Origin of the sequence: Sphaerisporangium album (genome assembly GCF_003323745.1) — a bacterium.
Classification (GTDB): Bacteria; Actinomycetota; Actinomycetes; order Streptosporangiales; family Streptosporangiaceae; genus Sphaerisporangium; species Sphaerisporangium album.
Genome location: NZ_QOIL01000009.1, coordinates 306,255 through 332,150 on the forward strand (window position 1 = coordinate 306,255; position 25,896 = coordinate 332,150).

At 69.4% G+C, this 25,896-nt stretch carries 21 protein-coding genes, 1 tRNA gene and 1 pseudogene; 13 read left to right on the forward strand and 10 right to left on the reverse strand.

Annotation, left to right across the window (positions count from 1 at the left end):
- Positions 1–10: 10 nt before the first annotated feature.
- Positions 11–613 carry a GNAT family N-acetyltransferase gene (locus DQ384_RS18340; protein WP_245966576.1) on the reverse strand — a complete coding sequence of 201 codons (603 nt, stop codon included), beginning with the start codon at positions 611–613 and terminating at the stop codon, positions 11–13.
- A gap of 396 nt (positions 614–1,009) precedes the next feature.
- Here DQ384_RS18340 and DQ384_RS18345 point away from each other — a divergent pair, with 396 nt between their 5' ends.
- The 3 genes from DQ384_RS18345 (at position 1,010) to DQ384_RS18355 (ending at position 4,405) form a co-directional block, all read left to right on the forward strand.
- On the forward strand, positions 1,010–2,242 hold the full coding sequence (locus tag DQ384_RS18345) for an aminotransferase-like domain-containing protein (protein ID WP_114030092.1): 1,233 nt from the start codon (positions 1,010–1,012) through the stop codon (positions 2,240–2,242).
- Positions 2,243–2,320: 78 nt separating this feature from the next.
- The gene (locus DQ384_RS18350; protein WP_114030041.1) at positions 2,321–3,280 is read left to right on the forward strand and encodes a D-alanine--D-alanine ligase family protein; all 960 of its coding nucleotides are present in this window, start codon (positions 2,321–2,323) and stop codon (positions 3,278–3,280) included.
- 87 nt (positions 3,281–3,367) lie between these two features.
- Positions 3,368–4,405 carry a threonine aldolase family protein gene (locus DQ384_RS18355; protein WP_114030042.1) on the forward strand — a complete coding sequence of 346 codons (1,038 nt, stop codon included), beginning with the start codon at positions 3,368–3,370 and terminating at the stop codon, positions 4,403–4,405.
- A 156-nt stretch (positions 4,406–4,561) separates the two neighbouring features.
- Here DQ384_RS18355 and DQ384_RS18360 read toward each other — a convergent pair whose 3' ends face one another.
- The 8 genes from DQ384_RS18360 to rpmH form a co-directional block, all read right to left on the reverse strand.
- Positions 4,562–5,548, reverse strand: a complete 987-nt coding sequence (locus DQ384_RS18360) for a ParB/RepB/Spo0J family partition protein (protein WP_114030043.1) — start codon at positions 5,546–5,548, stop codon at positions 4,562–4,564.
- Positions 5,549–5,692: 144 nt separating this feature from the next.
- Entirely contained in the window at positions 5,693–6,508 is an 816-nt protein-coding gene (locus DQ384_RS18365) for a ParA family protein (protein ID WP_114030093.1), read from the reverse strand.
- A gap of 251 nt (positions 6,509–6,759) precedes the next feature.
- Positions 6,760–7,449, reverse strand: a complete 690-nt coding sequence (rsmG, locus tag DQ384_RS18370; protein ID WP_114030044.1) for a 16S rRNA (guanine(527)-N(7))-methyltransferase RsmG — start codon at positions 7,447–7,449, stop codon at positions 6,760–6,762.
- A gap of 410 nt (positions 7,450–7,859) precedes the next feature.
- Complete coding sequence (locus DQ384_RS18375; protein ID WP_114030045.1) at positions 7,860–8,369, reverse strand: Jag family protein; 510 nt, start codon at positions 8,367–8,369, stop codon at positions 7,860–7,862.
- 24 nt (positions 8,370–8,393) lie between these two features.
- On the reverse strand, positions 8,394–9,359 hold the full coding sequence (gene yidC, locus DQ384_RS18380; RefSeq protein ID WP_114030046.1) for a membrane protein insertase YidC: 966 nt from the start codon (positions 9,357–9,359) through the stop codon (positions 8,394–8,396).
- A gap of 4 nt (positions 9,360–9,363) precedes the next feature.
- Positions 9,364–9,708 (reverse strand): membrane protein insertion efficiency factor YidD, encoded by a 345-nt coding sequence (yidD, locus tag DQ384_RS18385; RefSeq protein WP_114030047.1) that lies wholly within the window; start codon positions 9,706–9,708, stop codon positions 9,364–9,366.
- A complete protein-coding gene (rnpA, locus tag DQ384_RS18390; protein WP_114030048.1) occupies positions 9,705–10,097 on the reverse strand; it encodes a ribonuclease P protein component in 393 nt (130 codons plus the stop codon). Before rnpA ends, yidD begins: the two co-directional genes overlap by 4 nt.
- 99 nt (positions 10,098–10,196) lie before the next feature.
- Positions 10,197–10,334, reverse strand: a complete 138-nt coding sequence (gene rpmH, locus DQ384_RS18395) for a 50S ribosomal protein L34 (RefSeq protein ID WP_012895733.1) — start codon at positions 10,332–10,334, stop codon at positions 10,197–10,199.
- A 537-nt stretch (positions 10,335–10,871) separates the two neighbouring features.
- On the opposite strand from rpmH, the gene dnaA reads away from it, so the two are divergent.
- The 9 genes and pseudogenes from dnaA (at position 10,872) to DQ384_RS18445 (ending at position 23,930) form a co-directional block, all read left to right on the forward strand.
- Positions 10,872–12,929, forward strand: a complete 2,058-nt coding sequence (gene dnaA / locus DQ384_RS18400) for a chromosomal replication initiator protein DnaA (protein ID WP_114030049.1) — start codon at positions 10,872–10,874, stop codon at positions 12,927–12,929.
- A gap of 603 nt (positions 12,930–13,532) precedes the next feature.
- On the forward strand, positions 13,533–14,666 hold the full coding sequence (dnaN, locus tag DQ384_RS18405) for a DNA polymerase III subunit beta (protein ID WP_114030050.1): 1,134 nt from the start codon (positions 13,533–13,535) through the stop codon (positions 14,664–14,666).
- Positions 14,667–14,734: 68 nt separating this feature from the next.
- The gene (gnd, locus tag DQ384_RS18410; protein WP_181871279.1) at positions 14,735–15,709 is read left to right on the forward strand and encodes a phosphogluconate dehydrogenase (NAD(+)-dependent, decarboxylating); all 975 of its coding nucleotides are present in this window, start codon (positions 14,735–14,737) and stop codon (positions 15,707–15,709) included.
- Between the two features lie 224 nt (positions 15,710–15,933).
- Positions 15,934–17,175 (forward strand): DNA replication/repair protein RecF, encoded by a 1,242-nt coding sequence (gene recF, locus DQ384_RS18415; protein WP_114030052.1) that lies wholly within the window; start codon positions 15,934–15,936, stop codon positions 17,173–17,175.
- Positions 17,165–17,704 (forward strand): DciA family protein, encoded by a 540-nt coding sequence (locus DQ384_RS18420; protein WP_114030053.1) that lies wholly within the window; start codon positions 17,165–17,167, stop codon positions 17,702–17,704. Before recF ends, DQ384_RS18420 begins: the two co-directional genes overlap by 11 nt.
- A gap of 346 nt (positions 17,705–18,050) precedes the next feature.
- A complete protein-coding gene (gene gyrB / locus DQ384_RS18425) occupies positions 18,051–19,994 on the forward strand; it encodes a DNA topoisomerase (ATP-hydrolyzing) subunit B (protein WP_114030054.1) in 1,944 nt (647 codons plus the stop codon).
- A 51-nt stretch (positions 19,995–20,045) separates the two neighbouring features.
- Positions 20,046–22,583, forward strand: coding sequence for a DNA gyrase subunit A (gyrA, locus tag DQ384_RS18430; protein WP_114030055.1), 2,538 nt, complete (start codon positions 20,046–20,048; stop codon positions 22,581–22,583).
- 695 nt (positions 22,584–23,278) lie between these two features.
- Positions 23,279–23,656: pseudogene (locus DQ384_RS44185) on the forward strand (DUF3566 domain-containing protein); the annotation flags it as partial.
- A gap of 197 nt (positions 23,657–23,853) precedes the next feature.
- Positions 23,854–23,930 (forward strand) — tRNA-Ile (locus DQ384_RS18445).
- Between the two features lie 180 nt (positions 23,931–24,110).
- Here the strand turns inward: DQ384_RS18445 and DQ384_RS18450 are convergent.
- Positions 24,111–25,088 carry a phosphotransferase gene (locus DQ384_RS18450; protein WP_245966577.1) on the reverse strand — a complete coding sequence of 326 codons (978 nt, stop codon included), beginning with the start codon at positions 25,086–25,088 and terminating at the stop codon, positions 24,111–24,113.
- A 222-nt stretch (positions 25,089–25,310) separates the two neighbouring features.
- On the opposite strand from DQ384_RS18450, the gene DQ384_RS18455 reads away from it, so the two are divergent.
- Positions 25,311–25,661 (forward strand): hypothetical protein, encoded by a 351-nt coding sequence (locus DQ384_RS18455; RefSeq protein ID WP_114030057.1) that lies wholly within the window; start codon positions 25,311–25,313, stop codon positions 25,659–25,661.
- Positions 25,662–25,896 lie beyond the last annotated feature (235 nt).

The following is a 25,896-nucleotide window of genomic DNA, read 5'->3' on the forward strand; positions in this document are numbered from 1 at the left end:
TGAGAGGGCCTCAGACGGGACGCAGGGCCCGTTCGGGGGTCATGGAGCCCAGCAGGCGTTCGAGGGCCACCTCGACGTCCTCACGCCATGAGGCGGCGGTCTTCAGCTCCAGCCGGAGCCGCGGGAAGCGCAGATGCGGGCGAACCGTCTTGAACCCGACCGCGAGCAGGTACTCGGCGGGCAGGACGCACCCGGGCTCCTCCCATTTCAGGTCGCCGAACGCCTCGATCGCCCGGACGCCGCGCCGCGTGAGGTCCTTCGCGACGCCCTGGATGAGCATGCGCCCCAGGCCGCCGCCGGAGAACTCCGACACGATGTGCGCGGTCATCAGCAGGACGGCGTCCGCGCTCACCGGCGAAGTGGGGAAGGCGACCGAGCGCGGGACGTACAGCGGGGGTGCGTACAGGACGAAACCGGCGGGCACCCCGTCCACGTAGCAGATCTTCCCGCAACTGCCCCATTCCAGGAGCGTCGCGGAGATCCAGGCCTCCTTTTCCAGCCCCGGATCGCCCGCCATCTGGGCGCGTTCTCCGCTCACCGGGTCGAGTTCCCAGAAAACGCACCGCCTGCAGCGGCGCGGCAGATCATCAAGATTGTCGAGCGTGACGTTCACGAGCCGGCGCGACACCTCAGGGCCCCCAATCCTTGCGAGACGAGCGCGGGTCATGGCGAGATAGCGCACGAATTACGGGCGTCTCCAGACTGGCATGGTAGCCGAGTGAAAGCGGAGTACGGCGGTCCTGGTCGTCCGACCCGCACGAGGTTCCCCACCCGGAACCCCCGATGTCACGCGCATTTTGTTCGCTTTGCCCGTGATAAGCGCCCTAAGTGAAGTAATTACCAGGGGCCCGGCCATTCACTGCCGTACCCTGGTGTCTTCGCAAGGACCTAGTCGGCTACGACGAGGAGGTGGACCGTGACGCAGGAGCGGGATCACGGTCGGAGCACGGCGGCCCACGGGTCGCGCATCGACGCCTACATCGACCGGTACGCGGCACGCGCGGCCGGCATGGTGGCCTCCGAGGTCCGAGCTCTCTTCGCCGTCGCGTCGAGGCCCGAGGTGGTCTCGCTGGCCGGCGGCATGCCGTACGTCACGGCCCTCCCCCTCGACAGCGTGGGCGAGCTCGTCGCCGACCTGGTCGCCCGGCGTGGCACGGTGGCGCTCCAGTACGGCTCCGGCCAGGGCGACCCCGCCCTGCGTGAGCAGATCTGCGAGGTCATGCGCCTGGAGGGCATCGAGGCGAACGCCGACGACGTCGTCGTCACCGTCGGCTCGCAGCAGGCCCTCGACCTGGTCACCCGCATCTTCATCGACCCCGGCGACGTCGTGCTCGCCGAGGGGCCGTCCTACGTCGGCGCGCTCGGCACGTTCGCGGCCTACGAGGCGTCCGTCGTGCACGTCGCCATGGACGACCACGGGCTCGTCCCCGAGGCCCTGGCCGAGACGATCGCGTCGGTGGCGCGCCAGGGCCGCCGCATCAAGTTCCTCTACACCATCCCGAGCTTCCAGAACCCCGCGGGCGTCACGCTCAGCGCCGCCCGCCGGCGCCAGGTGATGGAGATCTGCCGCCGCGCCGACGTCCTGGTCGTGGAGGACAACCCCTACGGGCTGCTCGGCTTCGAGGGCGACCCCATGCGGGCGTTAAGGGCGGACGACCCGGACGGCGTCGTCTACCTGGGGTCGTTCTCCAAGACCCTGGCCCCGGGCTTCCGCGTCGGCTGGGCGCTCGCGCCGCACGCCGTCCGCGACAAGCTGGTGCTCGCGATGGAGTCGGCCGTGCTGTCCCATTCGAGCTTCGCCCAGCTCGCGGTCGGGCAGTACCTCGCCACCCAGCCGTGGCGCGAGCAGATCAAGTCGTTCCGCGAGCTCTACCGCGAGCGGCGCGACACCATGCTCGCCGCGCTGGAGGCGCTCATGCCGCCCGGCTGCGTCTGGACGCGGCCCGCGGGCGGCTTCTTCGTGTGGATGACGCTGCCCGAGGGGCTGGACTCCAAGGCGATCCTGCCGCGCGCCGTCGCCGAGCGGGTGGCTTTCGTCCCCGGCACCGGCTTCTACGCCGACGGCTCCGGCGCGCGCAACATGCGCCTGTCGTACTGCTACCCCGAGCCGGACCGCATCCGCGAGGGGGTCCGGCGCCTGGCGGGCGTGGTGCAGCAGGAGCTGCTGACCCGCGACACGTTCGGCACGGGCTCGGCGCCGGCCCACACCGGGGTGGACACCCCCGGGCCCGACCTAGCCTGAAGACATCACCTGGTGGCGCCCCCGTCCCGGCCGGGCGGGGGCGCCTCTCTCTATCCACCGAAGTAAGAAGGGTCCTCGATGAGCGATCTCGGCCATGTGCTGGTGCTGGCGGGCGGTTTGTCGTACGAGCGCGAGGTTTCCCTCCGCTCGGGCCGCCGGGTGAGCGAGGTGCTACGTGCGGCCGGGATCGACGTCGAGACGCGTGACACCGACGCGAGCCTGGTACCTGCCGTCCTCGCCGACCCCCCGGAGGCGGTGTTCGTGACGCTGCACGGCGGAAGCGGGGAGGACGGCGCGATCCGCTCGGTGCTGGAGCTGCTCTCGGTGCCGTACGTCGGGGCGGCACCCGACGCGTGCCGCATCGCCTACGACAAGCCGACCGCAAAGACCGTCGTGCGCTCGGTCGGCGTGCGCACCCCGGAGGCCGTCGTGCTTCCCAAGGAGACGTTCCACGACCTCGGCGCGTCCGCCGTGCTGGCCCGCATCATCGACCGGCTCGGGCTGCCACTGTTCGTCAAGCCGTCGCGCGGCGGCTCGGCCCTCGGGGCCTCCATCGTCCGCAAGGCCGACGAGCTGCCCGCCGCCATGGTGGGCTGCTTCGCGTACGGCGACACCGCGCTCGTCGAGCGGTACATCGAGGGCGTGGAGGTCGCCGTGTCGGTCGTCGACCTCGGCGAGGGTCCGGTGGCGCTGCCGCCCGTCGAGATCGTCGCGAACGAGGGCGTGTACGACTACTCCGCCCGCTACACCGCCGGGCACACCGAGTTCTTCGCCCCGGCGCGGCTGCGCCCCGAGGTGGCCGACGCCTGCGCCCAGATGGCCATCACCGCGCACACCGCGCTCGGCCTCCGCGACCTCTCGCGGACCGACCTGATCGTCGACGCCGAGGGCCTCCCGCACTTCCTGGAGGTCAACGTGGCGCCCGGCATGACCGAGACCTCCCTCCTCCCCATGGCGGTCGAGGCCGCAGGCGAGGATCTGTCCGTGATCTGCGCGTCGCTGCTGCGCGCCGCCGTCCGCCGCGCCTCCGCCGAATAGACCCCTCGCGGCGTCGTGCCACCGCGCGGCGCCGCTACCGGCCATCCGTCCCGATCGAGACCAGAGCCGCCGCGTAGCCTTGCGGACGTGATCGAGACCTTTTACTCCAAGAGCTTCGCCAGTGACAACCACGCGGGCGCCCACCCGTCCGTGATCGCCGCCGCGGGTGCCGCCAACGACGGTGACGCGGTCCCGTACGGCGGTGACCCGTGGACGGACGCCCTCGACGTCCGGATCCGCGCCGAGTTCGGCGACGCGGCCACGAACCTGGTCGTCCTGAACGGCACCGGCGCCAACATGGTGGGCCTCAGCCTCATGCTGGGGCGGCGCTACGAAGCGGTCATCTGCCCGGAGACCGCGCACATCGCCGGCCACGAGGGCGGCGCGAGCGAGCGCGTCCTCGGCGTCAAGCTCCTCACCGTCCCGACGCCCGACGGGAAGCTGACACCCGGCGACGTGACTGCCCGGCTCGCCGACCCTGAGGACTTCAACGCGGTCCAGCCGAAGGTCGTCTCCATCTCCCAGGTGACCGAAATCGGAACCTGCTACACGCTGGAGGAGGTCACCGCGCTGGCGGAGACGGTGCACGCCAACGGCATGCTGCTCCACATGGACGGCGCCCGGCTCGCCAACGCCGCCGCCTACCTCGGGTGCTCGCTGCGCGCGCTGACGACCGACGCCGGGGTGGACGTGCTGAGCTTCGGCGCCAGCAAGAACGGCGCGATGATCGGGGAGGCGGTGGTCGTGCTGCGGCCCGAGCTGGCGGAGGGCGGCTCGATCCTGCGGCGCCAGACGCTCCAGCTCGCGTCCAAGATGCGGTTCGTCTCGGCGCAGATCTCCGCGCTGCTCACCGACGAGCTCTGGCGCCGGAACGCCGCCCACGCGAACGCCATGGCCCGCAGGCTCGCGGACGCGGTCGAGGACCTTCCCGGGCTGACGATCCGCTGGCCGGTGCAGTCCAACGCCGTCTTCGCGTCCATCCCGGCGGAGGCGGCCGCCGTGTTGCAGGCGCGGTTCCGCTTCCACGTCATGGACGGCGCCGCCCGCTGGATGACCGCGTTCGACACCACACCGGAGGACGTCGACACGTTCGCGACGGCGATCCGCCAGGCCCTCAAGGGCTGACCCAAGTTAGGGGGGAGGCCACAGGCCCTACTGACCCGCCTCTGGAACTCCCCGCCGAGCCGGAGGCTCGGCCACAGGCACAGACGGGCGCGCGGTGTTTCACGTGAAACGGTGCGGGGATCGCCCGGCCGGGCCTCCCCGCCCCACGAGGAGCGTTCAGTCTTCCAGGCCGTTCACGGAGCTCGCCGCTCCCGGGGCCATGGCGCTGATGATGCGTTCGAGATCGTCCATGGTGGCGAACTCGACGACGATACGGCCCTTGTGCCGGCCGAGATCGACCTTCACCCGGGTTTCGAAGTGGTCGGAAAGACGGTGGGCCAGGTGCGCCAGCGTTGGGTCGGCGGCCTCCTTGGCACGGCGGGCGCGGGGCGCCGGGGCCGCGGTGGCCTCCCCCATCGAGACGATCTCCTCGACGGTGCGGACGGACAGGCCCTCGGCGACGATGCGGGCGGCGAGGTGGTCCTGTGCCGCCGGGTCGTTCAGCGTGAGCAGCGCCCGGGCGTGCCCCGCGCTGATCATGCCGGCCGCCACCCGGAGCTGGACGTTGCCGGGCAGGTTGAGCAGCCGCAGCGTGTTGGTGATGTGCGAGCGGGAGCGGCCGATGCGCTGGGCGAGCTGCTCGTGCGTGGCGCCGAAGTCGTCCAGGAGCTGACGGTAGGCCGCGGCCTCTTCCAGCGCGTTGAGCTGTTCCCGCTGGAGGTTCTCGATGAGGGCGTCGCGGAGCATCTCGTCGTCCTGGGTGTTCCGGACGATGGCGGGGATCTCGTTGAGGCCGAGGAGCTTGGACGCCCGCCAGCGCCGCTCCCCCATGACGAGCTCGTACGCCCCGTCGCCCAAGGACCGCACGACGATCGGCTGGAGAAGGCCGACCTCGCGGATGGAATCGGCGAGCTCACCGAGGGCGTCGTCGTCGAAGATCTCGCGGGGTTGCCTCGGGTTCCTGGTGATCGCCTCGATGGGGATCTCCATGAAATAGGCGCCCGCGACGGGCTTGAGCCCGCCGTCCACCGGGGCGGTCTCCGGGACCGCGCCCACCCCGGCGCCCGTACCCGTACCCGCGCCCGCCGGCGCCTCGACGATCGGCCCGGTGGGGATCAGGGCTCCGAGTCCCTTCCCCAATCCACCACGCCTCTGCTGGCCCACGACTCCTCCTTGCCCAACGGCCCGCTCACGCGGAGACGGCCACCGTCATCGCCGCCTCTGCCGCCGCGTCCTCGACTTGATCCTGACGTACCGGTCGGGCCCGGCGCGTGACCCTCCGGGGGAGGGCGCCGCCGCCGGGCCGGGTCAGCTTCCCGCCACCGTGGCCCCCCGGAAGGCGAGCTCACGCGCGGCGTCCATGTAGGCCATGGCGCCACTGGAGCCCGCGTCATACGTGAGCACGGACTGGCCGTAGCTGGGCGCCTCGGAGACCCGGACGCTGCGGGGGATGACCGTGTTGAGCACCGTGTCACCGAAGTGAGAGCGCACCTCGTCGGCCACCTGGGACGCCAGCCGCGTGCGGCCGTCGTACATGGTGAGCAGGATCGTGGAGACCCGGAGGACCTGGTTCAGGTGCACCCGCACGAGCTCGACGTTCTGGAGGAGCTGGCTGACCCCTTCGAGCGCGTAGTACTCGCACTGGATCGGGATCATGACCTCCTCGGCCGCGACCATGGCGTTCACGGTGAGCAGACCGAGCGAGGGCGGGCAGTCGATGAGGATGTAGTCGAGCTCGTTCGCGTCGTAGGCCTCGAGCGCCCGCTTCAGGCGGGCCTCCCGCGCGACGAGGGAGACGAGCTCGATCTCGGCGCCGGCCAGGCCGATCGTCGCCGGGGCGCAGTAGAGGTTGGGCATGTCCGGCACCGGGCTGACGATCTCCTTGAGCGGGAGGTCCTCTACCAGTACCTGGTACACGGACGGGATGTCCCCGCGGTGCTCGACCGACAGCGCCGTCGAGGCGTTGCCCTGGGGGTCGAGGTCGACGACCAGGACCCGCTGGCCGTGCATCGACAGCCCCGCAGCGAGGTTCACCGCCGTCGTGGTCTTGCCGACGCCGCCCTTCTGGTTGGCGATGGTGATGATGCGTCGTCTCGGAGGACGGGGCCAGTCGCCCTCCGACATGCCTGAGGTGTAGCCGATCGAAGCGGCCACGGGAGCTGACGGAGCTGTTTCACGTGAAACCACTGAGCTGAGCGCCTCTCGGACCAGCGGCGAATCGCCGGGGTTAAGGGGGGACTGTGTCACGGCCGTCGTCCTTTCAACCGGCACGGCAGGGGGGGTTGACGGCCAGCCGAGGCCGGACGGCCTCCCGCTTGTGGCGGAGACATGACTACCCGGCCAGCCCAGGCCGCCTGCCGTATCCGGCATAACCGTCACCTCTTCCGTCGACGCCGCGTAGCCTGCGCGCGTCGAGCTGGCGAGCGTCCGGCGACCACCCGGACAAGAGTCGCGGGCGGATCGACCTTACCGCGCCCGACCGTGACAAGCTCGGCGGTCTGCACCCCATATGCCTGCAATTGTTGCCTTGCGGCCTCCAATTCCTCCGCCGCGCGCTCCCCTTTCATCGCCAGAAGCTGGCCGCCCTCGCGCAGAAGGGGCATGGACCACGAGAGCAGCCGGTCGAGCGGCGCGACGGCGCGGGCGGAGGCGACGTCGAACGTCCGCCTGCCGGCGAGTTCCTCGGCACGCGCCCGCAGCACCTCCACGTTGTCCAGCTTCAGCTCCTGCACGCACTCCTCGAGGAACGTGGTCCTGCGCAGCAGGGGTTCCAGCAGAGTGACCTGGACGTCGGGCCGGACGATCGCCAGCACCACCCCGGGGAGGCCCGCGCCGGAACCGATGTCGACGAGGTGCGCGCCCTCCGGCACGGCCTCGGCCACCACGGCGCAGTTCAGCAGGTGCCGGTCCCAGATGCGGGGGATCTCCCGTGGCCCGAGCAGCCCTCGGACGACGCCGGGCCCGGCCAGCATCTCCGCGAACTCCTGGGCCCGGGGCCACGCCTCTCCGGTGAAAACCTCGCGCGCCACAGCGGGCGCGTCGGGCAGCTCGTCGCTTTCCGCCATCACTCACTCAACTAGAACGGTCACAACATCTCCGCGTAAGGGTAGCCGTCCCGGCACTCTTCGTCGGTCCGACGCGACGGAGGTGACGAGGACCTGCCCCTGGCGAACCAGGGTGCGGGGCGCGCGAGGACGTGCGGCCGTCCGGCGGCGCGGGGGAGTGCCGGGGTCATCGGCAGGTCATAAGCAGGTCAAAGATCGCGAAAGTCACCAAGAGCCGCCGCCGGGACCGTACGACCCATGGGTTACAACAAAGAAGACGCATCGGATTGCCCGGCTCCTTCGCGACAGAAAGGAGCCTGGAAAAGCCGACAGGCCGCCGATCCCCTCAGGATCGGCGGCCTGCGCACGTTCTGCCCGCCTACGTCGGTCCCTGCCTGTGACGCTCCGGACGCGTGGGTCGCTCCGGTCGTTCAGGCGGGGAGGACGACGACGTAGCGCTCGGGCTCCTCGCCCTCCGACTCGCTGCGCAGCCCGGCGGCGGCGACCGCGTCGTGCACGATCTTGCGCTCGAACGGCGTCATCGGCTGGAGCGACTTCGCCTCGCCGGACCGCTTCACGTCCTCGGCGGCCTTGGCTCCCAGCTTGCTGAGCTCGACCCGCCGGCCCTGGCGGTAGCCGCCCACGTCGAGCATGAGCCGCGAGCGCTCGCCCGTGCGCCGGTGCACGGCCAGGCGGGTGAGCTCCTGCAGCGCCTCCAGGACCTCGCCGTTCTCCCCGATGAGGTCACTGCCCTTGATGTCCACGATGGAGACGAGGGCGCGGTCGCCCTCGACGTCCATGTCGATGTCGCCGTCGAGGTCGGCGATGTCCAGCAGCCCTTCGAGGTAGTCGGCCGCGATCTCGCCCTCCTGCTCCAGGGCGGCGACGTCGGGGGCGGCCTTGACGGCCTGCGGGGCCTGATCCTCGTTGACTTCTGTCACGTCCGGACTCCTTTAGACAACCGGCTACGACTTCTTGGTACCTGTGCGCTTGCTGCGCGGCTGCCTGGTGGGCTGCTGGCGGATGATCTTCTGCTCGGGCTCGGCAGGCGCGTCCTGGGGCGCGTCCTCGGCCTTGGCGGCCCTGCTCGGCAGGATCTTGCTCAGCAGCCCTGGCTTGGGCTCAGGCTGCACCACGTTGCCCTTGGCGTCGACGACCGGCATCGGGTGACGGCTGTAGAACCAGTGTTGCTGACCGAGCGTCCACAGGTTGGTGGTGACCCAGTAAAGGATAAGCCCGAGCGCGAAGTTGAGGCTGAACACCGCGAACAGCGGCGAGATGTACATCAGGATCTTCTGCTGCTGCGCCATCGGGTTGTCCGGCATCTGCGCCATGGAGCGGGTGACGCTCTGCCGGACCGTCAGGAAGGTCGTGGCGGAACTGATCGCCACGAAGATGCCGAGCACGACCTTGGTGATGATCGGGTCGGCCCCGAACGCCTCGATGTCGTGGGCGCTGGTGAAGAAGGTCGCCGGCACGGGCGCGCCGAAGATGTGCGCGGCCCGGGCGCTGTCGACCAGCGCCTGGGACATGCCGTGGGCGGCCTTGTCCTCGGCGATGGCGCGCAGCACCGTGAAGACGGAGATGAAGATCGGGAACTGGGCCACGATCGGGAGGCAGCCGCCGAGAGGATTGGCGCCCGCCTCCTGGTAGACCTTCATGACCTCCTGGTTCATGCGCTGCTTGTCGTTCTTGTACTTCTTGCGCAGCTCTTGAACTTTGGGGGCGAGCTCCTGCATCTTCTTCGACGAGCGCATCTGCTTGAGGAAGAGCGGGAAGATCAGCAGTCGCATCAGCACGGTGAGCGTGATGATGGTGAGGGCCCAGTTCAGCCCGTTATCGGGGGGGATGATGACGCTGTAGGCCCCGTGAATCCAGGCGATCACCGTAGCGACCGCCGTATACAGCGGCTCCAGGAATGTCAGCTCCACCGAGCTAGCTCCCTTGCGTTTCGTCGTGGGACCCGACCGGGCGCGGAGGCACCGGGTCGTAACCTCCCGGGTGGAAGGGGTGGCAACGCCCGATTCGCCTGACGGTCAGCCACAGCCCCCGCGCCGCGCCGTGGACGGCGATCGCTTCGAGGCCATAGGCACTACAGGATGGTTCGAAGCGGCATCGCGGCCCGAGGAGGGGGCTTATGAAGGCTCGATAGAACCGGATCGGGCCGATGAGCACCCGAGCGGCCGGTGATACCGGCGGGGGTGGCGGGCTCACGCTGACGCCCGGCGGCGGTGCCGGCGTCGCGACCCGCTCGCCGGCCCCCGTGTCACGGCTTGTCATGATCGTCCATCCGTCGCGGCCGGACGATCTGGCCGCCGTTCAGGCGACCGCCGCCCGATCAGTCGATCCAGCGCGACGTCGAGCTCGGCGGCGAGGTGCTCGCTTCGCGCGGACGCCGCCTGTGGATTGGCGCGTACAACAAGCAGGCTACCTCGCGGTAGACAGTGCAGGCGGTGCCGCATCAGGTGGCGCAGCCTGCGCTTGACGCGGTTCCGGACGACCGCGCCGCCGACGGCCTTGGATACCACGAAACCCACCAGGGGCGGGGCCTCGGGATCGCCCTGGGTGCTCAGATGGGCGACGAGGGTGGGGCGTCCGGCGCGTCTTCCTCCACGGATCGCGTTCGCGAACTCCTCACCCCGCCGCATGCGGGAGGCGGACGGCAGCACGAGCGGACCTGCTTTCAGACCTGCACGGGTCCGGGTACGGCTATCGCCCGCCGGTCAGTCCCGACGGGCGAACGAACACGCACCGGACGCTCCGCGCCGTCAGGCGGAGAGCTCCACGCGGCCCTTGCGACGGCGGGCGGCGAGGATCGCGCGACCGGCCCGCGTGCGCATGCGCAGCCGGAAGCCGTGGGTCTTCGCGCGGCGACGGTTGTTCGGCTGGAAAGTACGCTTGCTCACGAGTGGGCTCCAGGCTTGAGTTCACCCGCACGCGGTGCGGAGTGAGGGAAACACAGGGAAAAGCTTGCCGGATGCGCGGGCACGCCGAAGTGCCGTCGCGCGACAAGCCGACCGTCGTACGTTACGGGGCAGGCGGGGCAAAGGTCAAACCGGACGGGCGTCCCCGCGAGTCCACCGCAGGTTATCCACTATTCCACAGCCCCTCTTTCCACCGGCGCCGCGTCATCCACAGGATGTGCATCGTGCCTCCCCCAACCAGCCACTAGGCTGTGGACAACGTCTTGAACAGGGGTGTGCACAGCGCTACTGTCGGCCCTCCGGAACCTTCCCTCCCGCTCGTCGAAGTGCCTGGAGGCGCGTCCAAGGGTTGTGGAAACAGTGTGGACCCGCTGTGGACCACCGAAAGGAGCCTGCGGACAACGCTGTGGGGACAGCCGCGAGGCCCGGCACCGACGGAGCCTGCTCCGGTGGGCGTCCATGTGGATAACGAACCGCGGCGAGCTTACGGGGGCCGCGTAAGGGAGGAGGGGCCGGCCAATGGATGGCGTCGACCTCGGCTCGTTGTGGGCCCGAGCGCTGGAGAGCTTCGCGGAAGGACGCGTCTCGCCCCAGCAGCGCGCGTGGCTGAACATGACCCGGCCGATCGGGCTGGCCAACGACACGCTCATCCTCGCGGCGCCCAATGATTTCGCCAAGGACGTCCTGGAGACGAAGCTCCGCCCGGTGATCGCCCAGGCCCTCTCCCAGGAGTTCGGTCGGCCGATGCGGGTGGCCGTCATGGTGGACCCGCTCGCGGGCGCCGGTGACGCCCCGCCCGCCTCGGGGACGGGTTATCCCCAGAATCCCGCTCCGCGCGGCGACGGTTATCCCCAGGGTGGACAACCGCAGCAGGGGTACGGACAGCCTGGTGGGCCGGGGTCCATGGGCCATCCGCCGTTCCGCGAGCAGGGGATATCCACCGACTATCCACAGCCCCGGCCACAGGGGCAGCCGTACTCCTACGGCTATGGGGGCAACTCCGAAGGCTCCTACGGCGACGCGCCCGCGGGTCCGTCCCAGGGTTATCCACAGGAGGGCTACCAGGGGCAGGACGGCTTCGACCGGCAGGGCAAGGGCGGGCTCGACCAGTCCCCGGCCCCGCAGCAGGACGCCGCCGCCTCCGAGCAGCCGTTCCCCCGTGACGACGCCGCGCAGCGTTATCCCCACGGCGATTCCGCGCAGCCCTTCCCCCGAGGCGACAGCTTTCCCCGCGGCGACTCTCAGCAGCGCTTCCCCCGGGGTGACCAGCCGTTTCCTCGTGGCGAGGGCTCCGAGCCCTACCCGGCCGAGCCTCGGGGCGACTCCTCTCAGCCTTTTCCCCGGGTCGAGCCCCCGCAGCCGTACGCGCGCGGCGACGCCGGGCAGTCGTACTCCTCTCCCACCGGGGGATACGCCGCGCAACCGTCCTATCCGGGCAGGCCGGAGGCACAGCCGCCGCGTCCGCGCCAGGATCCGGACAACTTCGACCGGCCGCCTGTGCAGAACCGCTGGGACAGCAGGGGCGGCAAGCCCAGCGAGCCCGCCCGGCTGAACCCCAAGTACACATTCGAAACGTTCGTCATCGGCGCGTCCAACCGTTTCGCGCACGCGGCCGCCGTCGCCGTGGCCGAGGCGCCGGCCAAGGCGTACAACCCGCTGTTCATCTACGGCGATTCGGGGCTGGGGAAAACCCACCTTCTCCACGCCATCGGGCATTACGCCCAGCGCCTGTACGACGGCGCGCGGGTGAGGTACGTGAGCTCCGAGGAGTTCACCAACGACTTCATCAACTCGATCCGCGACCACAAGGCGGACGGGTTCCGCGCCCGGTACCGGGCTGTGGACATCCTGCTCGTGGACGACATCCAGTTCCTGGAAGGCAAGGAGCAGACGCAGGAGGAGTTTTTCCACACCTTCAACACCCTCCACAACGCCAACAAGCAGATCGTCATCTCCAGCGACCGGGCGCCCAAGCAGCTGGTCACCCTGGAGGACCGGCTCCGCAACCGCTTCGAGTGGGGGCTGATCACGGACGTGCAGCCGCCCGAGCTGGAGACCCGCATCGCGATCCTTCGCAAGAAGGCCATCCAGGAGGGGCTCGCCGCGCCCGGTGACGTGCTCGAATACATCGCGAGCAAGATCTCGACGAACATCCGTGAGCTGGAGGGCGCGCTCATACGGGTCACGGCGTTCGCGAGCCTCAACCGGCAGTCGGTCGACCTGCAACTCGCCGAGGTCGTGCTCAAGGACCTCATCACCGAGGACTCCAGCACCGAGATAACGATCGCGACGATCATGGCGCAGACGGCGGCCTACTTCGGGCTGTCCATCGACGACCTGTGCGGCAGCTCGCGCTCGCGCGTGCTCGTCACGGCCCGGCAGATCGCCATGTACCTCGCCCGCGAGCTCACCGACCTCTCGCTTCCCAAGATCGGCCAGCAGTTCGGCGGGCGCGACCACACCACCGTCATGCACGCGGAACGCAAGATCCGGTCGCTGATGGCCGAGCGGCGGTCGATGTACAACCAGGTCACCGAGCTGACGAACCGCATCAAACAGAACTCCCGTAGCGCCTAATGATCCACAGCCTGTGGATAACTCTGTGGATCAGGGCACACTGCCGATGAATGCAGCGAAACCGGCGCACAGGACGCGACCAAGCAAGCGACCGGCCGGGAAACCTGGTTTCCGACCCTGGGGACAACTCTGGGGACATCCTGGGGAAGACCTGGGGACTACTCGTGGACGACCTGTGGGCGGCCTGTGGGTAGTGTCGGAGCCCCCTCCGAAATGTCCTTCCTACCCCGTGGATAACCGGTGGAAACCCGGTGGATGACCGGTGGATGAAGACCCCCGAATCTGGGGACGGCCTGTGCGCAACCTTCCGTCATCCCCAGGCCGGGCTCGGAAACCCACCGGTCATCCCCAGGCCCGGTGGATAACAAAAGGCCTCTGAGCTGGGAAGACAGTAGACTTCCACAGTATCCACGGCCCCTACTTAGATGACCTGTATCTCTCTCTACTAAGAACTCAAGACCCATAGAAGGGTTCCGGAGGTGCGCCCGTGCCCGAGGGTGAAGACTTGCACCAAGGGCGCGGAGCGCCTGAGCCGGGACGAAGACCGCGACGCCCAGCAACCGACACACAGACACACAGCTCATCAACAGGAGGCGGATCCACGTGATGTTCCGGGTCGAACGAGACGTGCTGGCAGAGGCGGTGGCGTGGACCGCGCGCAGCCTGCCCGCGAGGCCGTCCGTGCCGGTGCTCGCCGGCATGCGGCTGGAGGTCACCGACCAGCAGCAGCTCAAGCTCTCAGGGTTCGACTACGAGGTGTCCGCCGAGGTCACCCTGGAGCTGCAGACCGGAGACCCGGGCCTGGTGCTCGTCTCCGGCCGCCTCCTCGCCGAGATCACGCGAGCCCTTCCCGCACAGCCTGTGGATTTCGTGGTTGAAGGCGCGAAAGCGGTGGTCACCTGTGGAAGCGCCCGGTTCACCCTGTTGACGATGCCCGCCGAGGACTACCCCTCGCTGCCCGCCATGCCCCCGGCGGCCGGCCGGGTCGGCAGCGACATCTTCTCCTCCGCCGTCGCCCAGGTCGCCGTCGCGGCGGGCAAGGACGACACGCTGCCGATGCTCACCGGCGTGCGCATGGAGATCGAGGGCGACACCGTCACCCTCGCCGCGACCGACCGCTACCGCCTCGCCGTCCGCGAGCTCAAGTGGCAGCCGGACCAGCCCGACTTCTCGGCCATCGCGATGATCCCGGGCCGCACGCTCGCCGACACGGCCAAGTCGCTGACCACCGGCGCCGAGGTCGAGATCGCGCTGAGCTCCACGGGCGGCACCGGCGAGGGCATGATCGGGTTCTCCAGCGCGGGCCGTCGCACCACCACCCGCCTGCTCGACCCGGAGTTCCCCAAGTACCGCTCCCTGCTGCCGACCGAGTTCTCCGCGCACGCCGACCTGGCCACCTCCGCGTTCGTCGAGGCCGTCAAGCGCGTCGCGCTGGTCGCCGAGCGCAACACGCCGGTGCGCCTGGCCTTCCACGGCGGCGAGGTCGTCCTGGAGGCCGGCAGCGGCGACGAGGCGCAGGCGGTCGAGGTGCTGCCGGTCGACTTCGACGGCGACGAGATCAACATCGCCTTCAACCACCAGTTCCTGCTGGAAGGCCTCGGCGCGATCGACTCCGACGTGGCGCGGCTGCAGTTCACGACGTCCACGAAACCCGCGATCCTGACCGGAAAGCCTGTGGACGACGGCATCACGCCCGACTACCGGTACCTCATCATGCCGATCCGGTTGTCCAGCTAGGATCCCCGTCGGCCCGTCTGATTGGACCGGGCAGGCCGGGGTACGGCGCGAGCGGTGCGTCGTGAATGATGAAAGACCTTCATCGAGGGGTGACAGGCATGCAGATCGGCATGATCGGGCTGGGCAAGATGGGCGGCAACATGGCCGAGCGGCTGCGCCGTGCCGGTCATGACGTGGTGGGGTACGACCGCGATCCCAAGGCCAGCGACGTCGGCAGCCTGCGCGAGCTCGTCGACCGCCTGAACGCCCCTCGCGTGGTCTGGGTGATGGTCCCGGCCGGTGACCCGACCAGAGCGACGATCGAGCAGCTCGGCGAGCTTCTCTCCCCCGGCGATGTCGTCATCGACGGCGGCAACTCCCACTACCTCGACGACCAGAAGCACGCCGAGCAGCTCGCGGCCAAGGGCATCTCATTCGTCGACGTCGGCGTGAGCGGCGGCGTCTGGGGCCTGCGCAACGGCTACGCCCTGATGGTCGGCGGCGACGCCGAGGTCGTGAACCGGCTGATGCCGATCTTCGAGGCGCTGAAGCCCGAGGGGGAGGACGGCTTCGTCCACGCCGGCAAGATCGGCGCCGGCCACTTCGCCAAGATGGTCCACAACGGCATCGAGTACGGCGTGATGCAGGCGTTCGCCGAGGGCTGGGAGCTTCTGGAGGCCACGGACATCGTGACCGACGTGCCCGGCACCTTCAAGAGCTGGCGCACCGGCACGGTGATCCGCTCCTGGCTGCTCGACCTGCTGGTCCGCGCCCTGGAGGAGGACGCCGACCTGTCGGAGCTGAAGGGCTACGCCGAGGACTCCGGCGAGGGCCGCTGGACGGTCCAGGCCGCGATCGACCACGCCGTGCCGCTGCCCGCGATCACCGCGGCGCTCTACGCCCGGTTCTCCTCCCGCCAGACCGACTCTCCGGCGATGAAGATGGTCGCGGCCCTGCGCAACCAGTTCGGCGGCCACGCCGTCTCCGCCGTCGAGGGCCAGCGCGCCAAGGGCGCCGACGCGCCGGGTGCCGACGTCGTCCCGCCGGTGGAGGCGCAGCGCTGAGCCGGGCCGCCCCATCCGAGGCCCTGTAAGGGCTCCAGGGATCCCGCACGCACCACGCCCGGGGTCCGTGGATGGGCCCGGTGTCCAACGGCCGGTTCATGGCCCTCCGTGGCACCTCTGGCCCCCTCCGCCGCCTCAGACACTTCGGACCCGGCACCGGCGCGCGCCGAGAGCGTGAACCAGTTGTGCCCATGTTGTCGTAGGGGCGCACTAACCTTCGTGAGGTGCATGTCGCCCACCTGTCGCTGACCGACTTCCGGTCCTACTCCTCTGTGGAGCTGGAGCTGGAGCCGGGGGTGACGGCGTTCGTGGGCCCCAACGGCCAGGGCAAGACCAACCTGGTCGAGGCGCTCGGCTATGTGGCGACGCTCGGCAGCTTCCGGGTGGCGACCGACGCGCCGCTGGTCCGCCAGGGCGCCGCGCGGGCGATCATCCGTTCCGTGGTGGTCCGCGACGACCGCCGCGCCATGGTGGAGCTGGAGATCAACCCGGGGCGCGCCAACCGCGCCCGGCTCAACCGCTCCCCGGTGCCGCGGCCGCGCGATGTCCTCGGCCTGCTGCGCGTGGTGCTCTTCGCGCCCGAGGATCTTTCGCTGGTGAAGGGCGACCCGTCCGACCGGCGCCGGTTCATGGACGATCTGCTGGTGGCCCGCGCGCCGCGCTTCGCGGGCGTGCGCGCCGACTACGACCGCGTGCTCAAGCAGCGGAGCGCCCTGCTGCGCAGCGCGATGCAGGCACGGCCGGGCAGGCGGCAGAGCCCGCGCCGCCAGGAGTCCGAGGCCGGGTTCTCGGCCGCCGGCGCCGGAGACGCGCTCTCCACGCTGGAGGTCTGGGACGTTCACCTCGCCCGGCACGGCGCCGAGCTGCTCGCCGCGAGGCTCGACCTGGTGGAGGCGCTTCGGCCCTACGTCGCGCGGGCGTACGCGCTGCTGGCCCCGGCCTCCGCGCCCGCCGGCATCGAGTACCGCGGCACGTTGTCGTCCACAGCGTCCACAGCCGTGGGCGAACCGGGGGATACCGCCGCCGCGTCGCCGTCCACAGGCGGGGCGACCCCTGTGGCCGACCGCGCGGTCCTGGAGGAAGCCCTGCGGGCGAGCCTGCTCGAGGCGCGGCCCGCCGAGCTCGAACGCGGCGTGACGCTCGTCGGCCCCCACCGCGACGACCTGTTCCTGAGCCTCGGCGAGCTGCCCGCGCGCGGCTACGCCAGCCACGGCGAGTCGTGGTCGTTCGCGCTGGCGCTCAGGCTCGCCGCCTACGACCTGCTGAGGGCCGAGGGGGGCGACCCGGTGCTGATCCTCGACGACGTGTTCGCCGAGCTGGACAGCCGCAGGCGTCGCAGCCTGGCCGAGATCGTGAGCCCCGCCGAGCAGGTGCTGATCACCGCCGCGGTGCCCGAGGACGTCCCCGCGCAGCTCGCGGGTGCCCGGTTCGACGTCGCGGAAGGGAGCGTCATCCGTGTCAAATGATTCCGGCGCCGAGGCGTCGGCGGTGACGGGGGTGCAGTCGCCGGAGGGCCTCGCCGCGCGCGGGGCGGCCCTCGCGCGCGAGAAACTCGCCCAGGCCAAGGCGGACGCCGCCAAACGCGGCCGGCTCCCACGGCGTGAGCCCAGGCGCCGTTCGGCGGTCCGCCGCGACTCCGGCGATCCGCAGCTCTTCGGCCGGGCGATCCGCGATCTTCTGGCCGACCGGGGGTGGGAGCAGCCGGCCGCGGTCGGGGGAGTGTTCGGGCGCTGGCACGAGATCGTCGGCCCCGAGAACGCCGCCCACACCAAGCCCGAGACCTTGGTCGACGGCGAGCTCGTGGTCGTGGCCGATTCGACCGCCTGGGCCACCCAGGTACGCCTGCTGGCGTCCACGCTGGTCAGGCGTCTGAACGAGGAGCTCGGCGACGGTACCGTGCGAAGGGTGAAGGTGCGCGGGCCGCAGAACGGGCCCAGACCCGCCGGTGGCCTGCGCGTTACCGGAAGCAGAGGTCCGGGCGACACGTACGGCTGAGCGGCCCCTCACCGCGCCGCCGGAACCCCGGGCGGCGGGGTGCCCGCCCCCGGAAACCGATCAGAATCCCGTTGGCGGTGGTGACCCCCATCCCTAGTGGGGGGATGCCGAAGAGGGTATTCAACGCCCGACAGGCCATCACAGCGGCCGTCAATGCCACCTGATGCGCTTCTGACCGGTAGAATGAAACCGGATTCCGGACACGTCCGCATGCGAGTCACCCCCGGCCGCGCGCCGGTACCCCTGGGTGGTCGCATCGAGGCACTCACGACGGTGACGGGCACGGCAGGGGCAGCCCCATTATGGCCTCTCCCGCCGCGTGTCCGACGGCAGGAGGATTTGGCACTTGTCCTACGACGCTAGCTCTATCACCGTTCTCGAAGGGCTTGAGGCGGTTCGAAAGCGCCCCGGCATGTACATCGGGTCGACCGGAGAACGAGGCCTGCACCACCTGGTCCAAGAGATCGTGGACAACTCGGTCGACGAAGCGCTCGCCGGGTACGCCGACCATATCGAGGTCACTCTCCTCGCCGACAACGGCGTCCGCGTCGTCGACAACGGCCGCGGCATCCCGGTCGGCATCGTCCCCGGCGAGCAGCGCCCGGCCGTCGAGGTCGTGCTCACCGTGCTCCACGCGGGCGGCAAGTTCGACAGCAAGTCGTACGCCGTCTCCGGCGGTCTGCACGGCGTGGGCGCCGCGGTCGTGAACGCCCTGTCCTCCCGCCTGGAGGTCGAGGTCAGGACCGACGGCCACCACTGGCGCCAGTCCTACACCCGGGGCGTCCCCAACGCCCCCCTGGAGCGGGGCGAGCCCACCGACGAAACCGGCACGTCGACCACCTTCTGGGCCGACGACTCGATCTTCGAGACGACGTCATGGAACTTCGAGACCCTGTCCCGCCGGTTCCAGGAGATGGCCTTCCTCAACAAGGGCCTGACGATGGTCCTGCGCGACGAGCGGGCCGACCACGTCAACGGCGAGCCGCACGTCGTGACGTTCCACTACGAGGGCGGCATCTCCGACTTCGTCAAGCACATCAACTCGAAGAAGGAGCCCGTCCATGGCTCGGTCATCGACTTCGAGGCCGAGGGCGAGGGCATCTCCGTCGAGATCGCCATGCAGTGGAACGCCTCGTACACCGAGTCGGTCTACACCTTCGCGAACACGATCAACACCGCCGAGGGCGGCACCCACGAGGAGGGCTTTCGCGCGGCGCTGACCACCATCGTCAACCGCTACGCGCGCGAGCAGAAGATCCTCAAGGAAGGCAAGGACGACAACCTCACCGGTGAGGACATCCGTGAGGGCCTCACCGCCATCATCTCGGTCAAGCTGGCCGACCCTCAGTTCGAGGGCCAGACCAAGACCAAGCTCGGCAACACCGAGGCCAAGTCGTTCGTCCAGAAGGCCTGCAACGACTCGCTGCGCGACTGGTTCGAGCGCAACCCCGGCGAGGCCAAGGAGATCCTGAACAAGTCCCTGCAGGCCTCCCGCGCCCGCATCGCCGCGCGCCAGGCCCGCGACCTCACCCGGCGCAAGTCGCTGCTGGAGGCCGGGTCGGGGCTGCCGGGCAAGCTGGCCGACTGCCAGTGGACCGAGCCGGAGAAGTGCGAGCTGTACATCGTCGAGGGTGACTCGGCGGGCGGCTCGGCCAAGGGCGGCCGTGATCCGAAGTTCCAGGCGATCCTCCCGATCCGCGGCAAGATTCTCAACGTCGAGAAGGCCCGCATCGACAGGGTCCTCAAGAACAACGAGGTCCAGGCCCTGATCACGGCGCTGGGCACGGGCGTGCACGCCGAGTTCGACATCCAGAAGCTCCGCTACCACAAGCTCATCCTGATGGCGGACGCCGACGTCGACGGCCAGCACATCACCACGCTGCTGCTGACGCTGCTGTTCCGTTTCATGCGGCCGCTGATCGAGGCCGGGCACGTCTACCTCTCCCAGCCGCCGCTCTACAAGATCAAGTGGGACCGGAAGGGCGAGGACGCGAGCTACGCCTACTCCGACCGCGAGCGCGACGCCGTCATCCAGGCCGGCATCGAGCAGGGAAGGCGCGACCCGCGCCTGCACGACGGTGTCCAGCGCTTCAAGGGTCTCGGCGAGATGAACGCCGCCCAGCTCTGGGACACCACCATGAACCCGGCCACCCGGGTGCTTCTTCAGGTAACCCTCGACGACGCCGCCCAGGCGGACGAGATGTTCACCGTGCTCATGGGGGAGGACGTCGAGGCGCGCAGATCGTTCATCATTAGAAACGCACGGGATGTCCGATTCCTGGACGTGTAGCGGCCGCCGTACGGACATATCTCGCTCATCTCGTAAAAGGACACACCACCCGTGACTGAAGTCAACGTCCCGCCGGGGACCCCCGCTGACCGCATCGAGCCCGTGGACATCCAGTCCGAGATGCAGCGCAGCTACATGGACTACGCGATGTCGGTCATCGTGTCCCGGGCGCTCCCCGATGTCCGCGACGGCCTCAAGCCCGTGCACCGGCGTGTCCTCTACGCCATGTACGACGGCGGCTACCGGCCCGACCGCGGATATTTCAAGTGCTCCCGCGTCGTCGGCGACGTGATGGGCTCCTACCACCCGCACGGCGACGCGTCGATCTACGACACCGTCGTGCGGCTCGCGCAGCCCTGGGCGCTGCGCTACACGCTGGTCGACGGCCAGGGCAACTTCGGGTCCCCCGGCAACGACCCGGCCGCCGCCATGCGGTACACCGAGTGCCGGCTGGCGCCGATCGCCATGGAGATGCTCCGTGACATCGACAAGGAGACCGTCGACTTCCAGCCCAACTACGACGGGCGCTCCCAGGAGCCCGTCGTCCTGCCATCGCGGTTCCCGAACCTGCTGGTCAACGGCGCGGCCGGCATCGCGGTCGGCATGGCGACCAACATCCCGCCGCACAACCTGCGCGAGGTGGCCGAGGGCGTCCGCTGGTGCCTGGAGCACCCGGAGGCCACCGAGGAGGAACTGCTCGAAGCGCTGATCGCCCGCGTCAAGGGGCCCGACTTCCCCACGGGCGCGCTGATCGTCGGCCGCCGCGGCATCGACGACGCGTACCGCACCGGGCGGGGCTCGATCACGATGCGCGCCATCGTCGAGGTCGAGGAGGACCCCAAGGGCCGCCAGTGCCTGGTCGTCACCGCCCTCCCCTACCAGGTCAACCCGGACAACCTCGCGCTCACCATCGCCGAGCTCGTCAAGGACGGCAAGGTCTCCGGCATCGCCGACGTCCGCGACGAGACCTCCTCGCGCACCGGCCAGCGCCTGGTGATCGTGCTCAAGCGCGACGCCGTCGCCAAGGTCGTCCTGAACAACCTGTACAAGCACACCCAGCTGCAGACGACGTTCGGCGCCAACATGCTGGCGCTGGTCGACGGCGTGCCGCGGACGCTCCGCCTGGACCAGTTCGTCAAGCACTACGTCACCCACCAGATCGAGGTCGTCGTCCGGCGCACCCGCTACCTGCTGCGCAAGGCGCAGGAGCGCGCCCACATCCTGAGCGGTCTGCTCAAGGCGATGGACCGCATGGACGAGGTCATCGCGCTGATCCGCCGGTCGCCCTCGGCGGCGCAGGCGGTCGGCGGCCTGATCGAGCTGCTGGAGATCGACGAGATCCAGGCGCAGGCCATCCTCGACATGCAGCTCCGCAAGCTGGCCGCCCTGGAGCGCCAGCAGATCATCGACGAGTACGAGTCGCTGATGACGCAGATCGCCGACTACCAGGAGATCCTGGCCTCGGAGTCCCGGCAGCGGCAGATCGTCGCCGACGAGCTCGCCGAGGTCGTCTCCCGGTACGGCGACGAGCGCAAGACCGAGATCATCGCCTACGACGGCGACATGTCCATCGAGGACCTCATCGCCGAGGAGGACATGGTCGTCACGATCACCCGTGGCGGCTACGCCAAGCGCACCAAGACCGACCTGTACCGTGCCCAGAAGCGCGGTGGCAAGGGCGTGCGCGGCGCGCAGCTCCGGCAGGACGACATCGTCGAGCACTTCTTCGTGACGACCACCCACCACTGGCTGCTCTTCTTCACCAACAAGGGCCGCGTCTACCGCATCAAGGCCTACGAGCTGCCCGACTCCGGCCGCGACGCGCGCGGCCAGCACCTCGCGAACCTTCTGGCCATGCAGCCCGACGAACATGTCATGGAAGTTCTCGACCTGCGCGACTACGAGGTGTCGCCCTACCTGGTGCTGGCCACCAGCAGCGGCCTGGTGAAGAAGACCCGGCTGTCGGAGTACGACTCCCCGAGGTCCGGCGGCCTGATCGCCATCAACCTCCGCGAGGACGACGAGGTGATCGCGGCTCGGCTCGTCTCCGAGGAGGACGATCTGCTGCTCGTCTCCCGGGGCGCCAAGTCCATCCGTTTCACCGCCTCCGACGAGGCGCTGCGTCCCATGGGCCGCGCCACGAGCGGCGTCATCGGAATGCGGTTCCTGGACGGCGACGAACTGCTGGCCATGAACGTCGTCAGCGATGGCGACGACGTGCTTATCGCGACCGAAGGCGGGTATGCGAAGCGGACACCTGCGGATCAATATCCCGTACAAGGAAGAGGCGGGCAAGGTGTGCTGACTGCCAAGATTGTCAGTGCCCGTGGCAAGCTGGTCGGAGCAGTCATGGTGAGTCCCGAAGACGAGGTGTTCGCGATCACCTCCGCAGGCGGGGTGATCCGTACGAGCGCGGGCGAGATCAAGCAGTCCGGCCGCCAGACCATGGGAGTGCGCCTGATGAACTTGTCTGAGGGGGACAGTGTGGTCGCCCTCGCCCGCAACGCGGAATCGCTGGACACTGACGAAAACGGGGACACCTCCGACATCACGGAGAACGCGGACAACGGGGGAGATGACACCGAATGAGCCCACAATCCAACTCGGGTGGCTCCGGCAAACCTCCGGGTTCGCCGAACCGCAAGCGAAGCACGACGACGACCAAGGGGCCCAGGCCGGCCTCCTCAATGAACTCGTCGACCCGAAACCAGGTAACAGAAAGCGTGAACAGCCCGGACGCTCCGGGTAAAGTCCGCGCGTCGACCGACCCGCCGGATGACACAGTTGTCGTCGTGACCAGTGACGACGACGCCGCTGCCTCCTCCGGCGACGGCCAGAAGCCTGGAGGCGGCAACGCGGGCCCGGGTGAGAACGGCGAGGGCAGGGACGCCACCATGCGCATCCGCTCCTCCGCCATGCCCGACAACTCGTGGTCGCCCTCCTCCGACGGCGCGGGCGGCGGCCCTACGAGGCCCTCCCAGAAGCCTCCGTCCGCCCCTCTGCCGCCGCCCTCCTCGGGTTCCATGCCGTCCGCACCCCCGCGCCCCGGTCCCGGGGGCCCGGGCGCCCCTGGCGGCCCAGGAGGTCCGGGCGGCGCGGGTGGTCCGGGAGGCCCCGGCCGCCCCGGCTCTGCGGGCGGTCCTGGCGGGCGTCCGTCCAGCGGGGGCAGGCCGTCCGGCCCCGGCGGCGCGTCCAAGCAGTCCGGCCTCGGCAACGTCTCGGCCCTGGCCACCCCGGAGCCGATCACCGGCCAGGAGCGGCGCGACAAGCCCGCGCCGCTGAAGGCCCCCCGCAAGGCCCACCTCGTCCTGCGCAGGGTGGAGCCCTGGTCGGCGATGAAGTTCAGCTTCGTCGTCTCGCTCGTCTGCTTCGTGGTCCTGTTCGTGGCCGTCGCCGTCCTGTACGGCGTGCTGTCCGCGCTCGGCGTCTTCGACTCGATCGTGAACACCGTGACGCAGCTCACCGTCGCCGACGGCAAGACCAACAGCGGCATCGACATCAAGTCCTGGTTCGAGCCGGTGCGCATCCTCGGCTACACCGCCCTGCTCGGCGCGGTGAACGTCGTGCTGATCACCGCCCTCTCCACCCTCGGCTCGGTCATCTACAACGTCGCCTCCGACCTGGTGGGCGGCGTCGAGGTGACCTTCAGCGAGGCCGAGTAGACCTGAACACCCGTGGCCCGGGGGCTGCCGTCCACCAGCACCACCACCCGACGGCACCCCCACCGCCCCCGCCCACACCCGCAAACGACTCCGTTCCATGGACGCACACGGCGCCAGAGCACGGTAAGCTTTTCCCTGTCAGAGAGACGATTCGCCTCCGCCCGACGAAGACGATAGTGTTCTCTGCACCGCACGACGGGGCTATAGCTCAGACGGTTAGAGCGCTTCCCTGATAAGGAAGAGGTCCCAGGTTCAAGTCCTGGTAGCCCCACCAGCGAAAACGCCCCGTAGCGATCAAGCTCCGGGGCGTTTGCTGCAACGGGTACTGCAACGGCCTCACTCGAACAGCCTGTTAAGGCGTCGGAGCGCGTCCTCCTGCGCTGATAGGGCTGGCAGCCAGATGACATGCCCGGGTGTGCCGCACAGGGCGCCGCACCGGCATCCGGACCGCAGGTCAGTCCCGGCTGGATTCGAGATAGCCGGTGAGATAGGTCAACGACGCAGCGATGTCCTCACCGGTGCCATGCGGCCGGCGCAGCTCGTCGACGAAGATGGCGATGTCGGCGAGCCGCCACCAAAGAGGATAGAGAGCGAGGCCGGCCGGTGTGACGGTCCGGCCGGTGGCCCGGGTGTAACGGACGAGTACGTCGTCGACGTCGGCAGCCGGGTCCTCGCCGAGCATGCGGGCGAGGGCGGGGGTGAGCATCCACAGGTCCCGCTCCGGCGGAGCGATCTGCACGGTGCCCCAGTCGATGAGCCGCAGTCCAGCCGGGGTACGCATGAAGTTCCCGGGGTGCGGTTCGCCGTGGGTGACCACCCAGACCGCCGCGGTGTTTCGTACCTGGTCGACCCGCCGGTCGAAGTCGGCGAGCAATCGTTGGACTTGCCCGGCATGGACGGACAGCAGCTTGCGGGCTGGCTCGGCATAGGGCCCGCCGGTCCACTCCCGATCGAGGTCCCGCAGTGCCTCCTCCAGCTTGTCCCGAGCGGGCAGCACCAGGTCAGCCCGTGATGCGGTGTCCGCCACGATCGGGGTTGCCTCGTGCAGCTCGGCCAGCAGGTCGATTACCTCGGCGCGATCCTCGGGCCGGTGCGCACCGAAGTGCCCGGCTGCACCCGCCACTATTGGAAACACCGACAGGGCGTACCGCGAGGTCAGCCGCCAGACCGCGGCGTCGGTCGTGGTCGGGATCGGCGCGAGGACGAAGTCGAGCCCCGCGTCCCGGCGCAGTGCCAGGGCGGCACCGAACGATCGGCCGAGCCGGTCGAACGCATCATCACGTCCAGCGTCCTCGACGCCGAGGTCATCGACCTTGACGAACCACGCAGTCCCACGCTGATCCACCACCGACCAGTGGTAGCTGCCTGCGCCCACCGGGAGATACTCGACCGAGTGGGGCTCGATGCCCCAGCCCTCGGTCAGTGCCACCATCAGTTCGGCCTCCGCCAGACCCGCCGGTCTATCCCTCACGCGCCGGTATTCTGCCTCACTTGCCGCAGGGCCACAGATCATTTCAGGGAGGGCTCTTGAGGCCTTATGACCGCAATGCCGGTTGCTCTCTCCTCCGGCGATTATGACAACCAGCCGAGTAGGCCGGCCAAAGGCAGTCCGGCATACCCCGCCCGTGCGCACGGCATCAGGAAGAATGCGTTCGTGAACGAGCTTGAGGGGTTGACGCCTGTTGAGCATTTCGTGGTGGAGGAAGCGGAGGCGGGCGACGTCCTGCTGTGGGAGCTTGCGGCGGCTTTGACGCACAACGGCACTCAAGATCAACGTATCGAAGCCGTGCCGCTTCTCGCCGATGCTGTCGTGTCTCTGGCACGGCATGGCCTGGTGGAGGTGCACACCTCTCCCACGTGGCCTCCCGATCCCGAGCAGGCCGCTCTCATCCCTCTTGATCGGCTCGCCAATGTGGTGCGTGATGTGGAGAACTGGCTGTGGCCTGACGTGTCCACCGCATTGATCGCTGTCTCCCTGACCGATATCGGCAGTGCCTGGCTGTGATGGTGTGGCGCAGGAGCTAACGCTTTCCCGCACACCCGGGCCAGCGCGGCTTCCGACCCGATGGATCAACGATCGCACCCAAGCTGAACCGAGCTCCGGCTTCTAGACTGCTAGCGGACACGCCGTTCTCCAGTTGAGCGGCCAGATTTCTCCCGGCTGGTGGCCATCAAAATTCCTGGTGTGGTCACCGGAAATCCCGGTGAGTGGCCAGGTCGATCTCCCGGTGGATGGTCAG